Raw genomic sequence first — 12,860 nt, forward strand, 5'->3', positions numbered from 1 at the left:
CGCGCGGCGTCAGTCGCGGCGTGCGCGTGCCGGCGCTTCCTGCGGCTTCTGCCGCGCTTCGAGCCACATCGCGTTGACGATGCCGAACGACAGCGCGACGCCGATACCGAGAATCCAGCTGAAATACCACATGATCCGACTCCTTGCGAAACGGTGGGCGAGGGCGCGTGCGCGCCCCGGCCGGGTTCAATACATCGAGTGCTTGTTCTCTTCGAGCGACTGATGCGTGACCTTGCCGCGCATCACGCGATACACCCAGCTCGTGTAGAGCAGGACGATCGGCAGGAACACGATCACCGCGAACAGCATCACCTGCAGCGTCATGTGGCTCGACGTCGAATCCCACACGGTCAGGCTGCTGCGCGGGTCGAGCGACGACGGCATGATGAACGGGAACATCGAGAAGCCCGCGGTCAGGATCACGCCGGCGATCATCAGGCCGGTGCAGAAGAACGCCGTCTTTTCCTGCTTCGAGCCGGCGAGCAGCAGCGCGAGCAGGCCGCCCGCGATCCCGACGACCGGCGCCGCGATCATCCACGGATACTCGCCGTAGTTCGCGAGCCACAGGCCCGAGCCGGCGGCGACGTCCTTGAGCAGCGGGTTCGCGACCGTGTCGGTCGGGGCGGCGTGCGTGATGTGGAAGCCGCCGATGGTCGACGCGATCAGCACGCCGGCCAGCACGAACAGCACGACCGCGAGGAGCGCCGACACGCGCAGCGCGATCGACGCGCGGCGTGCGATCACGCCGTCGGTCTTCATCTTGATGAACGCGGCGCCGTGCGCGACCAGCATCGTGAGGCTGACGAGCCCGCAGAGCAGCGCGAACGGGTTCAGCAGCGCCCAGAAGCCGCCGTAGTAGGTCACGCGCAGGTCGCTGTCGAACTTGAACGGCACGCCCTGCAGCAGGTTGCCGAACGCGACGCCGAACACCAGCGCCGGCACGAAGCCGCCGACGAACAGGCCCCAGTCCCAGCCCGCGCGCCAGCGCGGGTCGGGCCGCTTGCTGCGATAGTCGAAGCCGACCGGCCGGAAGAACAGCGCGAACAGCACGAGCAGCATCGCGAAGTAGAAACCGGAGAACGACGCGGCGTAGACGAGCGGCCACGCGGCGAACATCGCGCCGCCGGCCGTGATCAGCCACACCTGGTTGCCTTCCCACGTCGCGCCGACCGTGTTGACGATGATGCGGCGCTCGTCGTCGGTCTTGCCGAGGAACGGCAGCAGCGCGGTCGCGCCCATGTCGAAGCCGTCGGTGACGGCGAAGCCGATCAGCAGCACGCCGACGAGCAGCCACCAGATCAGCTTGAGAGTTGCATAGTCCATAGCGATTCCTTGTTCCGTTGCGGGGGCGTGCTCAAACCGCGGCACGCTCGCCGGCTGCGGCGAGTTCGTGGTGATAGCGGCCGGTATGCAGCGACGACGGCCCGAGGCGCGCGTACTTGAACATCAGCTTGATCTCGATGACGAACAGCGCGGTGTAGAACAGGATGAAGCCGGCGAGACTCAGGTACAGGTCGCTCGGCTGCAGGCTCGACGCGGACAGGTGCGTCGGCAGCACGCCCGCGATCGTCCACGGCTGGCGGCCGAGCTCGGCGACGATCCAGCCGAATTCGATCGCGATCCACGGCAGCGGGATCGCCCACACCGCGTAGCGGAGGAACCAGCGGCGGTTGTCCTGCAGCAGTTCGCGGCGCGCGCAGAACCAGAACGCGGCAACGAACGTCGCGACGAACAGGAAGCCCAGGGCCACCATGATCCGGAACGAGAAGAACACGGGCGCGACCGGCGGGATTGTCTTCTTCGCGGCGGCCTTGATCTGCTCCGGCGTCGCGTCCGTCACGTTCGGCGTGAACTGCTTGAGCATCAGCCCGTAGCCGAGATACTGCTTGTGCTGGTCGAACAATGCGCGGGTCGCCTCGCTCGTGTCGCCCTGCTTGATCTTCTGCAGCGCGCCATACGCGACCATCCCGCTCTGGATGTGCTCCTCGCTGTGCTTCGCGAGCTCGCGCAGGCCGATCACCGGTTCGTCGATCGAGCGCGTCGCGATCAGGCCGAGCGCGTACGGGATCTTGATCGCGTAGTCGGTGCGCTGCGCTTCCTGGTTCGGGATGCCGATCAGCGTGAACGATGCGGGCGCCGGCTGCGTTTCCCATTCGGACTCGATCGCGGCGAGCTTCATCTTCTGCACTTCGCCGGTCGTATAGCCCGATTCGTCGCCGAGCACGATCACGCAGAGCGTCGCCGCGAGGCCGAAGCCGGCCGCGACCGCGAACGAGCGCAGCGCGAAGTCGACGTCGCGTTTCTTCAGCAGATACCACGACGACACGCCGAGCACGAACATCGCCGCCGACACGTAGCCGGCCGACACGGTGTGGACGAATTTCACCTGCGCGACCGGGTTGAACAGCACGTCGAACAGGCTCGTCATCTCCATGCGCATCGTCTGGTAGTTGAACTCGGCGCCGACCGGATTGTTCATCCAGCCGTTCGCGACCAGGATCCACAGCGCGGACAGGTTCGAGCCCAGCGCGACGAGGAACGTGACCATCAGGTGCTTGACCTTCGACAGGCGGTTCCAGCCGAAGAAGAACAGGCCGACGAACGTCGATTCGAGGAAGAACGCCATCAGGCCTTCGACCGCGAGCGGCACGCCGAAGATGTCGCCGACGTAGTGCGAGTAGTACGACCAGTTCGTGCCGAACTGGAATTCGAGCGTGATCCCGGTCGTCACGCCCATCGCGAAGTTGATCCCGAACAACTTGCCCCAGAACTGGGTCATGTCCTTGTAGACCTGTTTGCCGGTCATCACGTAGACGGCTTCCATGATGACGAGCAGCCAGGACAGGCCGAGCGTCAGCGGCACGAACAGGAAGTGGTAAAGCGCCGTGATGCCGAACTGCAGACGTGACAGATCGACGACTTCGCTACTTATCATGGTGGTCTCCCTCGGTAGATGCAGGCGCCGGCACCGAGAGCAGCTTCTCGGCGACGACGGCAGGCGGCAGCGACATGTGCTCGGCCTGCGGATGATTGAAGAATGCGTATTTGAGCGACATCAGGAGGATCAGCTTGACGATCAGCACCAGCGTGATGTCGCGCATGAGGGTCGGCCCGCGCGCCCACGCGACGATGCGTGCACGCCAGGTGCCTGCGGCCTGCGGGGGAGGCGGCGCAGGCTCTTTATTGATCGAGATCAAGGCGATTATCCTGAATCGATTTACATCGGTTTTGGGGTGACTTTACGTCGGATTTATGACGGCAGTTAAGCTGTTTTAATCCTTTTAAGCCGACATGCCAATTTTAAAATGCCGGCTTTCCGATGCCGAGTGCTGCGCTGCGGCAGACCGTCGCTAAGTGCGTGTCGAAACTTGATGCAGGTCAAGGTTATGCGGAAGGGGCCGGAATCCGCCCGATACCCGATCAATAAGGTCGATTAATAAGCGAAGAGAGAGGCGAAACGACAGACGAAAAAAAACCGCTGCCGGTCAGGCAGCGGTTTTGGGTGAAATGCTCTAGATCGCGGCGTTATGCGTATTCGGCGAGTGCCGTGCGCATCTTCTTCATGGCGCTCGCTTCGATCTGGCGGATGCGTTCCGCCGATACACCGAACTCGGCCGCGAGATCGTGCAGCGTCGAGCCGCCCGAGCCGTCGTCGTCGACGTTCAGCCAGCGCGCCTCGATGATCCGGCGGCTGCGTGCGTCGAGCGCCTCGAGCGCCTGCGCGATGCCGTCCGTCTGCAGCATGTCGCGCTGACGTGCGGCGAGCACGGCGGTCGGCTCGTTGTGCGAATCGGCCAGGTACGCGATCGGCGCGTACGACTCCTCGCCATCTTCCACTTGCCCTTCGAGTGCGATGTCGCCGCCCGACAGACGCGTTTCCATCTCGGTCACGTCTTCGCGCTTGACGTTGAGCTCCTGCGCGAGGCCGTCGATTTCCTCGGGCGTCATCGCCTGCATGCTCTTCTTGTGGCTGCGCAGGTTGAAGAACAGCTTGCGCTGCGCCTTCGTCGTCGCGACCTTCACCATCCGCCAGTTGCGCAGGATGTACTCGTGGATCTCGGCCTTGATCCAGTGGATCGCGTACGACACCAGACGCACGTTTTGCGCCGGGTCGAAACGCTTTACCGCCTTCATCAGGCCGATGTTGCCTTCCTGGATCAGGTCGCCGTGCGGCAGGCCGTAGCCGAGATAGTTGCGCGCGATCGACACGACGAGCCGCAGATGCGACAGCACGAGCCGGCGTGCCGAGTCGAGGTTGTTGTCTTCGCGGAATTCGGTCGCGTACTGGCGTTCCTCTTCGGCGGTCAGCAGCGGGATCCGGTTGACGGCCTGGATATACGCGTCGATGTTGCCAAGCTGGCCCGGCAACATCGATTGAGTTGCGAGCGCCAGCGAGCCTGCCGATTCGGCCTTGGCCGGCGTCGGGCTCAGGGTGTTCGGAAGGGTCAGGGCGTGGCTCACTAAAAAAACTCCTTTGGAATCAGGGACAAACCCCTAGTCTCGGATGAGATTCCGGGGCCCATCTTAGCACTCCCGTAATCCGAGTGCTAATTCCTTAGAGGATGCGTGGGCATCCAAGTTCCCGATATTCTATCGAACTTGTCGAGCCGATAGTCTAATTTGCGACCGGGCTGGCTGGAGGAAGTTCCGTAAGCCCTTGTTTCTGATGGTAATCAGTAGACGATTTCGATTTTTGTCGTTTTGGAAGCAAACAATTTCGCTTCGTGATGCCGATCCGAAAAGTCCTTTACCATACCATTCAGTTCGCTCGGGCCCGGCCGCTGCGGCAAGGCTCCATTCAACCCACAAAGTTGGAGTGTCAGATGAACAATAAGAAGAATCGCCGGCCGCGTAGCCGGCTTGCGCTGCAGGCATTTCTGGCGGCGTCGTTGCTGGGCGGATCGGGTGCCGCGTTGGCGGATCGATGGGGGATCCAGGCGGGCGGCGGGTTTTCCGATCGCCACGGGATCGACAAGGGCGATCTCGGCGTCGTGTGGGATCCGGGCTGGAACTGGTGGGAAATCGGCGGCTGGCACTTCGCGTTCGTCGTCGAAGGGCACGTGGGCTACTGGCACACGGGCGGCAACGTCCACAGCAGCATCGGCGAATTCGGGGTGACGCCGATGTTCCGCTTCATCAAGAGCGCGGGAGAGGTTCGCCCGTTCATCGAAGCCGGCGGCGGCGTCCGGCTTCTGACGCACCCGACCATCTCGAACAATTTCTCGCTGTCGACGGCATTCCAGTTCGCGCCGACCGCAGGCGTCGGCGTGCAGTTCGGCCAACGGCAACAGTATCAGGTCGGCTACCGTTTCGAACATGTGTCTAACGCGGGTATCAAAGAGCCGAATCCTGGTATAAATTTCCACCAGTTCTACGTGCAGTACAACTTCTGATCCGCACGCCCGCGCACGGCGGGCGCGTTGCCGAGGAGTCAGGCGATGGCGAAGGTGGTCGATGCGATTCGCGCACTCGAGCGCGATCGGTTCCGGGCGATGGTCGACGGAGACGGCGAGGCGCTCGATGCGCAATTGTCGGACAAGGTGTTCTTCGTGCACACCAACGGCAAACGCGAAACCAAGCAGCAGTTCATCGACGCCATCGTCGCCGGCCGCCGCCGCTATCGTCAGATCGAAATCCAGTCGCAGGACCTGCTGCCCGTCGGTGACGCAACCTGTGTCGTCACCGGGCGCGCGCTGATCGAGATGGAAACGAACAACGGCGGGCTGGTGTTTCCGATCGCCTATACCGCCGTCCATACCCATGAGCAGGGGCAGTGGCGCCTGCTGGCATGGCAGGCGACGCGATGCGCGACCGAGACATGAGCGCGCGTGGCGCTCGTTTTCGTGTCCCGACCGAAGCGGCCTTCCGGGCCGCTTTTTGTTGGCCCGTGCGACGCGGATCGCGCGGCGCACGGGCGGTCACGCACCGCTCGCTGACGTTCGAACCCTGAAGCGAAACCTGGCGGTCAGGCCGCCGCGCGGTGGTCGGCGCAATGCCAGGCCGAGCGGTTGATCGCGCTGACGACCGCATCGAGCGCGGCGCTTGCCGCATCGTCGTGCACCCCGACGCCATGCCGCAGCGGCGCATCGCCGACCCGGCAGCCGACCGATACCGCGATCCGGCCGTCCGTCGTGCGCGCGTGTTCGCACGAGGCGACGTCGATCGCTGCGCCGGCCGCCGTCGCGAAGGCCGCGGCCACGCGTTGCACGGCGTCTTCGGGCGTCGCGTCGGCCGGCGGTGCGCCCGCGATGTCGCGGTTTTGCCAGCGTGCCCCTTCGCCGTGGCGTTCGGCCGGGCCGTCGGTCTCGAAGAATTCGCGGGCGAACAGCGCGCAGATCGCGTCGCCGGTCACTTCCTCGCCGGACGCGTCGGCGAGCGTCTGCACCGCGTGGCTGAATTCGATCTGCACGCGTCGCGTCGGCGTGAAGCCCATCCCGCGTTCGAGCAGGAACGTCGCGCCGCCCTTGCCGGACTGGCTGTTCACGCGGATCACCGCGTCGTAGCTGCGGCCGAGGTCGGCCGGGTCGATCGGCAGGTACGGCACTTCCCACACCGCGTCGGGGCGTTGCTGCGCGAAGCCCTTGCGGATCGCATCCTGGTGCGAACCGGAGAACGCGGTGAACACGAGGTCGCCCGCGTACGGATGGCGCGGATGCACCGGAATCTGGTTGCAGCGCTCGACCACGCGGCGCACCGCGTCGATGTCGGAGAAATCGAGGCCCGGGTCGATGCCCTGCGTATAGAGGTTCAGCGCGAGCGTGACGAGATCGACGTTGCCGGTGCGCTCGCCGTTGCCGAACAGGCAGCCCTCGATGCGGTCGGCGCCCGCGAGCAGCGCGAGTTCGGCGGCCGCGACCGCGGTGCCGCGATCGTTGTGCGGATGCACGGACAGCACGATGCTGTCGCGATACGCGAGGTTGCGGTCCATCCACTCGATCTGGTCGGCGAACACGTTCGGGCTCGCGGCTTCGACGGTCGCCGGCAGGTTGACGATCATCTTGTGATCGCGGGTCGGCCGCCACGCCTGCGCGACCGCATCGCACACTTCGCGCGCGAACGTCAGCTCGGTCATGCTGAAGGTTTCCGGCGAGTACTGGTAGGTCCAGTGCGTGTCCGGGCGGGCCGCCGCGTGTTCCTTGATGAGTCGCGTGCCCTCGACCGCGAGCGCCTTCACGTCATCCTTCGACATCCCGAACACGATGCGCCGGAACGACGGGCAGATCGCGTTGTACAGGTGCACGATCGCGCGCGGCACGCCTTCGAGCGCGTCGAAGGTGCGTGCGATCAGGTCTTCGCGCGACTGCACGAGCACTTCGATCGTCACGTCGTCGGGAATGCGCTTGTCGTCGATCAGCTTGCGGACGAAATCGAAGTCGGTTTGCGACGCCGACGGAAAACCGACTTCGATCTCCTTGAAACCGATCGCGACCAGCATGTCGAAGAATTCCAGCTTCTGCTCGATGCTCATCGGCTCGATCAGCGACTGGTTGCCGTCGCGCAGGTCGGTGCTCATCCAGACCGGCGCACGCTCGATGGTGCGGGTCGGCCAGCGGCGGCCATTGATGCGGACGGGTTCGAACGGACGGTACTTGTCTTGCGGGTTGCGCTTCATCTTCTGGACCTCGGGTCTCAAGTCGCGAGCGAAGACGGGCGGCATGGGCGACGGTTGGCGCTGCCTCGCACCGTGGCGCCGGAAACGCGCTGCGGATGCGGATGATCTTCGCGAATCGACCGACGGATAGACGGACGAATGCTGACGACTTCGGATTGTAAAAACTGCGAGAAGGGTGCTGCGAGGAACTGCAGGGAGGGACCGTGCGGACAGCACACGGCGCTAAGACAGCCTTAGGCTAGTCGTAGCGATAGCGACCGCGTTAGGCGGCCGGAGGTAATTCGGAGGGTGTTCGGAAAGGAACGCATGGCGACAACTCTATGCCAGGATGCGTGCGCGTGTCAAATGGTCGGTTGAAAGGCCGGCGCGACAGCATGCCGGCCCGGGCGATCGGTCACGCCGCGATCCGGGCGATCCGCACGATCGTCGCGACCTGCCGCGCCAGCGTGTCGGGCACCGGAATTTCGCCGCGCAGCACGGCGTCCGTCCACGCGGCCGTGGTCGCCGCGTCGCGCGATTCGGGCAGCGCGACGGGCGGCGCATCGCTCGACGAGCGCTCGGGCTCGATCAGCGTGTCGCACACGCCGTCGTGCAGCCAGTCGACCTGCACCTGGCGCCGCGTGTCGGCCACCGCTTCGCCTTCGGTGCCGCGCGCGAGCAGCGCACCGCCGAGCGCGGCGTCCGGATGATCGCGGAACAGTTGCGCGAGGCTGTCGCGGTACGGCGGATGCGTGTAGTTGACGAGCCGCAGCCCGGCCGGTGCGAACGGCTGCAGGATCTTCACGAGCGTGTGCGTGGAGTTGCGCACGCCGAGCACGCCGCGCAGCGACAGCAGATGCGCGATGCGCGGCGCCAGCGCTTCGATCGGCGCGAACGCGACGCGGCGCTCCGCGAGCGTGTCCTCGATCGCGTCGTGCGACGTCGACGGCGCGATCGACAGCGCCGAGAAGATCTCCGCGCTCGTCACGCGGCCCGGATCGCGCTCGACGCCGTGCACGAGCACCGGCACGCCTTCGCGCGCGAGCAGCAGCGCGAGCAGCGGCACCAGGTTCGGCTGCTTGCGCGCGCCGTTGTAGCTCGGGATCGACACCGGGCGGAACGCGGCATCCTGCACGTGCACGGGCTCGAACGACGCCTGCGCGGCGGCGAGCATCGCGGCCAGTTCGTCGGCGCTTTCGCCCTTCAGGCGATACGCGATCAGGATCGCGCCGAGTTCGACGTCCGACACGCGCGCGGCGAGCATCGCGCGATAGAGCTCGAACGTGTCTTCGGCGGACAGCGCGCGTGCGCCGTGCGGGCCGCGGCCGATTTCCTTGATGAAGCGGGCGCAAGGGAACGGCGAGGCTGCGGAGTCGTGGGGAGCGGTCATCGGGGCGTGGGGCGGCGGCCGGCATCGGGCCGCGCGGTGAGCGGTAAGGAATGCCCCGAGTATCGCACGGGTGCGGCTCGCCCAAGCGCGGCCGCGCGCGCCGCCGCCGCGCGGCGCGCTAAACTCGGGTTCCCGGCGGTGCTGCGCGTGCGCTGCAGGTCCGTTGCCGGCCGAATACGACCAAAAGAGAGACATCCCATGAAGCTCTACAGCTATTTCCGCAGTTCCGCGTCGTACCGCGTGCGGATCGCCCTGAACCTGAAGCAGTTGCCGTACGACACGGTCCCCGTGCACATGTTGCGCGACGGCGGCGAGCAACTGAAGGACGCGTATCGCGCGGTGAATCCGGATGCGGTCGTGCCGACGCTGATCGACGGCGATGCCACGCTGCAGCAATCGCTCGCCATCATCGAATATCTCGAGGAAACGCATCCCGAACCGGCGCTGCTGCCGCAGCAGCCGGTCGACCGCGCGTATGTGCGGGCGATCGCGCTGCAGGTCGCGTGCGAGATTCATCCGCTGAACAACCTGCGCGTGCTCAAGTACCTGAAGCACACGCTGAAGGTGCCCGAGGAAGCGAAGAACGAATGGTACCGGCACTGGATCGAGGCGGGTTTCGCATCGCTCGAGACGCGCCTCGCGAACGATCCGCGCACCGGCAAGCTGTGCTTCGGCGACACGCCGACGCTCGCCGATATCTGCATCGTGCCGCAGGTGTTCAACGCGAACCGTTTCTCGATCGACACGACGCGCTTTCCGACGATCCAGCGGATCGCCGATCATGCGTCGACGCTCGATGCGTTCAAGGCCGCCGAGCCCGGCGTGCAGCCCGACGCGGAATGACGTCGAATGGCGCCGCGGAGCCGCCAGCTAATGGCTGACGGCCGCGCATGAAAAAGGGCGCCCGAAGGCGCCCCGAGCGGTGCGGACCGGCGGCGTTCAGCCGAGCAACGCGTCCGCGAATTCCACCGCGCTGAACGGCTGCAGATCCTCGACCTTTTCGCCTACGCCGATGAAGTAGACGGGCACCGGGCGCTGCCGCGCGATCGCGGCGAGGATCCCGCCCTTGGCGGTGCCGTCGAGCTTCGTGACGATCAGGCCCGTGAGGCCGAGCGCATCGTCGAAGGCCTTCACCTGCGTGAGCGCGTTCTGGCCCGTGTTCGCGTCGATCACGAGCAGCACCTCGTGCGGCGCGCCGTCGTGCGCCTTCGAGATCACGCGCTTCACCTTCTTCAGCTCTTCCATCAGGTGCAGCTGCGTCGGCAGGCGGCCGGCCGTGTCGGCCATCATCACGTCGATCCTGCGCGCGCGCGCGGCGCTGACCGCGTCGAAGATCACCGCGGCCGGGTCGCCGCTTTCCTGCTGGACGACCGTCACGTTGTTGCGCTCGCCCCAGACCGCCAGCTGTTCGCGCGCCGCCGCGCGGAACGTGTCGCCGGCGGCCAGCAGCACCGACTGGTCGAAGCTCTGCAGGTGCTTCGCGAGCTTGCCGATGCTGGTCGTCTTGCCCGCGCCGTTCACGCCCGTGATCATCATCACGAGCGGCTGCGCGCGGCCGAGCATCAGCGACTTCTCGAGCGGCGTCAGCAGTTCGACGAGCAGGTCGTGCAGCGCGCCCTTCACCTGTTGCGGATCGGTCAGCCGGCCCGCGCGCACCTTCTCGCGCAGCGCGCCGAGCAGGTACTCGGTCGCATCGACGCCGGCGTCGGACATCAGCAGCGCGGCTTCGAGTTCTTCGTACAGGTCCTCGTCGATCTTCGTGTTGACGAACACGCCGGTGATGTTCGAGCCCGTCTTCGCGAGCCCCGACTTCAGGCGCGCGAGCCACGATTTCTTCGCGGAAGCGTCCTGTGTCGGCGGCGGCACGATCTCGACCGCTTCGACGACTTCGTCGCTGCCGTCGTTGGTCGGCGTGACCGTCATCACGACAGCCGGCGCGGCCGGCTGCGGTTGCACGGGGGCTTGCGGCGCTTCGATTGCCTGGCGGGCGTCGGCGGCGGGCGCGTCGGACGGTTCGTCCGGTTGCGGCGCGTCGATCGATTGCGATTCCGCGGAGTCGGGCTCCTGCGTTTTCTTGAATCGTTTGAAGAAGCTGAACATGGTCTGACGTCGGGAAGAGGGCGGGGCGCCGCCGGGGCGGAGCGCCGGAGGGGCCGTCGCGCGTGCGCACGGCGGCCGAAACCGTGCATTTTATCAGTGCGGCGAGGCACTCGCGTCAGCCGGTGCCGCCGCTGTGGTAACGTGCGCCTGTTTGGCGGTGCGCCCGCGTGCGTACCCGGTCCCTCCGTTGTCGATATTCCGTATGTCCCGTTCCTCTTCCGGCCGCCCGGCGGCCCCCTCCAGCCGCGGCAAGCCGCACACGATCCGCATCATCGGCGGTGACTGGAAACGCACGCCGCTCGCCGTGCTCGATCTCGACGGCCTGCGGCCGACGCCCGACCGCGTGCGCGAGACGCTGTTCAACTGGCTCGGCCAGGATCTCGAAGGCCGGCGCTGCCTCGACCTGTTCGCGGGCACCGGCGCGCTCGGGTTCGAGGCCGCGTCGCGCGGCGCGACGAGTGTCGTGATGGTCGAGCGCCACCCGCGCGCGGCGCAGCAACTGCGCGCGATCAAGGACAAGCTCGGCGCACGCTCGGTCGAGGTTGCGGAAGCCGACGCGCTGCGGCTCGCGGCCGGGCTGACCCCGGGTGCGTTCGACGTCGTGTTCCTCGATCCGCCGTTCGGCGAGTCGGCCGTGCTCGATCGCGCGATCGCGCTGGCGGCGCCGCTCGTCGCGCCGGACGGCGCGCTGTACGTCGAGACGGGGGCGGAGCTCGACCCGGCCGCGCACGAAATGCTGGCCGGCTGGCAGGTGGTGAAGCACGGCAAGGCAGGCGCGGTTCACTATCATTTGCTGCGGCGCGAAAATGATGAATAATGCGCGTTCCATACGAGGCGGCGCGCTGCAAAGGCGACGCATGCCCATCTCGGCAGTGGCGTGCGCGTCGCACGGCTGCCACCCCGTTGGCGTGATGACAGGAGGAGCGACATGGTAGTCGCCGTGTATCCCGGTACGTTCGATCCGCTGACGCGCGGGCACGAAGACCTCGTGCGGCGTGCGTCGAGCATTTTTGATACGCTGGTGGTCGGTGTGGCCGACAGCCGCGCGAAGAAGCCGTTCTTCTCGCTGGAAGAACGTCTGAAGATTGCGAACGAGGTGCTCGGCCATTATCCGAACGTGAAGGTGATGGGTTTCAAGGGCCTGTTGAAGGACTTCGTCCGCACCAACAACGCGCGCGTGATCGTGCGCGGCCTGCGTGCGGTGTCCGATTTCGAATACGAGTTCCAGATGGCTGGGATGAACCGCTATCTGTTGCCCGACGTCGAGACGATGTTCATGACGCCGTCCGATCAGTACCAGTTCATCTCGGGGACGATCGTGCGCGAAATCGCGCAGTTGGGCGGCGATGTCAGCAAGTTCGTGTTCCCGTCCGTCGAGAAGTGGCTGACCGAGAAAGTCGCTGCGATGGGAGGCCCTGCCGCGTGACGCGGCGCCGGCCGGTTTCATCGCGAAGCCGGCCGCCGGCCTGAAGAAGTGAGATCAGTATGTCTTTGATGATTACCGACGAGTGCATCAATTGCGACGTGTGCGAGCCCGAGTGCCCGAACGGCGCGATTTCGATGGGCCCGGATATCTACGTGATCGACCCGAACAAGTGCACCGAGTGCGTCGGCCATTTCGACGAACCGCAGTGCCAGCAGGTGTGTCCGGTCGAATGCATTCCGCGCGATCCGCAGCATGACGAATCGCACGCGCAGTTGATGGCGAAGTATCACGCGTTGACTGCCGCGAAGGGCGACGACGCGCAGTGATCCTGCGCTGACGCGCGTGTTGCGACG

General features: G+C 65.8%; 14 protein-coding genes. 6 read left to right on the forward strand and 8 right to left on the reverse strand.

What is annotated here, in order from left to right; translation table 11 throughout:
* Window positions 1–9: 9 nt before the first annotated feature.
* The 5 genes from cydX to rpoH all read right to left on the reverse strand — a co-directional run bounded on the left by cydX (window position 10) and on the right by rpoH (window position 4,461).
* Window positions 10–132, reverse strand: coding sequence for a cytochrome bd-I oxidase subunit CydX (cydX, locus tag U5771_RS06910; protein WP_124615840.1), 123 nt, complete (start codon window positions 130–132; stop codon window positions 10–12).
* Between the two features lie 54 nt (window positions 133–186).
* Window positions 187–1,323 (reverse strand): cytochrome d ubiquinol oxidase subunit II, encoded by a 1,137-nt coding sequence (gene cydB / locus U5771_RS06915; protein WP_322023283.1) that lies wholly within the window; start codon window positions 1,321–1,323, stop codon window positions 187–189.
* 31 nt (window positions 1,324–1,354) lie between these two features.
* Entirely contained in the window at window positions 1,355–2,935 is a 1,581-nt protein-coding gene (locus U5771_RS06920; protein WP_322023284.1) for a cytochrome ubiquinol oxidase subunit I, read from the reverse strand.
* Window positions 2,925–3,197, reverse strand: a complete 273-nt coding sequence (cydP, locus tag U5771_RS06925) for a cytochrome oxidase putative small subunit CydP (RefSeq protein ID WP_415859392.1) — start codon at window positions 3,195–3,197, stop codon at window positions 2,925–2,927. Before cydP ends, U5771_RS06920 begins: the two co-directional genes overlap by 11 nt.
* 328 nt (window positions 3,198–3,525) lie before the next feature.
* Window positions 3,526–4,461 (reverse strand): RNA polymerase sigma factor RpoH, encoded by a 936-nt coding sequence (rpoH, locus tag U5771_RS06930; protein WP_059464472.1) that lies wholly within the window; start codon window positions 4,459–4,461, stop codon window positions 3,526–3,528.
* Between the two features lie 362 nt (window positions 4,462–4,823).
* Between rpoH and U5771_RS06935 the strand changes: the two genes are divergently transcribed.
* Both U5771_RS06935 and U5771_RS06940 read left to right on the forward strand, forming a co-directional pair.
* The gene (locus tag U5771_RS06935) at window positions 4,824–5,393 is read left to right on the forward strand and encodes an acyloxyacyl hydrolase (protein ID WP_322023325.1); all 570 of its coding nucleotides are present in this window, start codon (window positions 4,824–4,826) and stop codon (window positions 5,391–5,393) included.
* Between the two features lie 45 nt (window positions 5,394–5,438).
* Entirely contained in the window at window positions 5,439–5,822 is a 384-nt protein-coding gene (locus U5771_RS06940; protein ID WP_059464474.1) for a nuclear transport factor 2 family protein, read from the forward strand.
* A 143-nt stretch (window positions 5,823–5,965) separates the two neighbouring features.
* Here U5771_RS06940 and leuA read toward each other — a convergent pair whose 3' ends face one another.
* Both leuA and ybiB read right to left on the reverse strand, forming a co-directional pair.
* Entirely contained in the window at window positions 5,966–7,612 is a 1,647-nt protein-coding gene (gene leuA, locus U5771_RS06945) for a 2-isopropylmalate synthase (RefSeq protein ID WP_322023285.1), read from the reverse strand.
* Between the two features lie 394 nt (window positions 7,613–8,006).
* On the reverse strand, window positions 8,007–8,981 hold the full coding sequence (ybiB, locus tag U5771_RS06950; protein WP_322023286.1) for a DNA-binding protein YbiB: 975 nt from the start codon (window positions 8,979–8,981) through the stop codon (window positions 8,007–8,009).
* Window positions 8,982–9,179: 198 nt separating this feature from the next.
* On the opposite strand from ybiB, the gene maiA reads away from it, so the two are divergent.
* Window positions 9,180–9,824, forward strand: a complete 645-nt coding sequence (gene maiA, locus U5771_RS06955; protein WP_322023287.1) for a maleylacetoacetate isomerase — start codon at window positions 9,180–9,182, stop codon at window positions 9,822–9,824.
* Window positions 9,825–9,920: 96 nt separating this feature from the next.
* Here the strand turns inward: maiA and ftsY are convergent, their stop codons facing one another.
* Complete coding sequence (gene ftsY, locus U5771_RS06960; RefSeq protein WP_322023288.1) at window positions 9,921–11,081, reverse strand: signal recognition particle-docking protein FtsY; 1,161 nt, start codon at window positions 11,079–11,081, stop codon at window positions 9,921–9,923.
* 202 nt (window positions 11,082–11,283) lie between these two features.
* Here ftsY and rsmD point away from each other — a divergent pair, with 202 nt between their 5' ends.
* From rsmD to U5771_RS06975, 3 genes are all read left to right on the forward strand, one after another.
* Window positions 11,284–11,898, forward strand: coding sequence for a 16S rRNA (guanine(966)-N(2))-methyltransferase RsmD (rsmD, locus tag U5771_RS06965; protein ID WP_322023289.1), 615 nt, complete (start codon window positions 11,284–11,286; stop codon window positions 11,896–11,898).
* Between the two features lie 111 nt (window positions 11,899–12,009).
* Entirely contained in the window at window positions 12,010–12,507 is a 498-nt protein-coding gene (gene coaD, locus U5771_RS06970; RefSeq protein WP_006398238.1) for a pantetheine-phosphate adenylyltransferase, read from the forward strand.
* Window positions 12,508–12,566: 59 nt separating this feature from the next.
* Window positions 12,567–12,833: a YfhL family 4Fe-4S dicluster ferredoxin gene (locus U5771_RS06975; RefSeq protein WP_044847475.1), complete on the forward strand. Its 267-nt coding sequence runs from the start codon at window positions 12,567–12,569 to the stop codon at window positions 12,831–12,833.
* Window positions 12,834–12,860: the final 27 nt, after the last annotated feature.

The organism is Burkholderia sp. BCC1977 (genome assembly GCF_905339595.1).
Taxonomy (GTDB): domain Bacteria; phylum Pseudomonadota; class Gammaproteobacteria; order Burkholderiales; family Burkholderiaceae; genus Burkholderia.

Coding starts and splice junctions, on each gene's coding strand:
- cydB (WP_322023283.1), bottom strand. CDS start 1,323: ATGGACTATGCAACTCTCAAGCTGATCTGGTGGCTGCTCGTCGGCGTG.
- U5771_RS06975 (WP_044847475.1), top strand. CDS start 12,567: ATGTCTTTGATGATTACCGACGAGTGCATCAATTGCGACGTGTGCGAG.
- U5771_RS06940 (WP_059464474.1), top strand. CDS start 5,439: ATGGCGAAGGTGGTCGATGCGATTCGCGCACTCGAGCGCGATCGGTTC.
- cydX (WP_124615840.1), bottom strand. CDS start 132: ATGTGGTATTTCAGCTGGATTCTCGGTATCGGCGTCGCGCTGTCGTTC.
- leuA (WP_322023285.1), bottom strand. CDS start 7,612: ATGAAGCGCAACCCGCAAGACAAGTACCGTCCGTTCGAACCCGTCCGC.
- ybiB (WP_322023286.1), bottom strand. CDS start 8,981: ATGACCGCTCCCCACGACTCCGCAGCCTCGCCGTTCCCTTGCGCCCGC.
- rsmD (WP_322023289.1), top strand. CDS start 11,284: ATGTCCCGTTCCTCTTCCGGCCGCCCGGCGGCCCCCTCCAGCCGCGGC.
- maiA (WP_322023287.1), top strand. CDS start 9,180: ATGAAGCTCTACAGCTATTTCCGCAGTTCCGCGTCGTACCGCGTGCGG.
- ftsY (WP_322023288.1), bottom strand. CDS start 11,081: ATGTTCAGCTTCTTCAAACGATTCAAGAAAACGCAGGAGCCCGACTCC.
- U5771_RS06920 (WP_322023284.1), bottom strand. CDS start 2,935: ATGATAAGTAGCGAAGTCGTCGATCTGTCACGTCTGCAGTTCGGCATC.
- coaD (WP_006398238.1), top strand. CDS start 12,010: ATGGTAGTCGCCGTGTATCCCGGTACGTTCGATCCGCTGACGCGCGGG.
- U5771_RS06935 (WP_322023325.1), top strand. CDS start 4,824: ATGAACAATAAGAAGAATCGCCGGCCGCGTAGCCGGCTTGCGCTGCAG.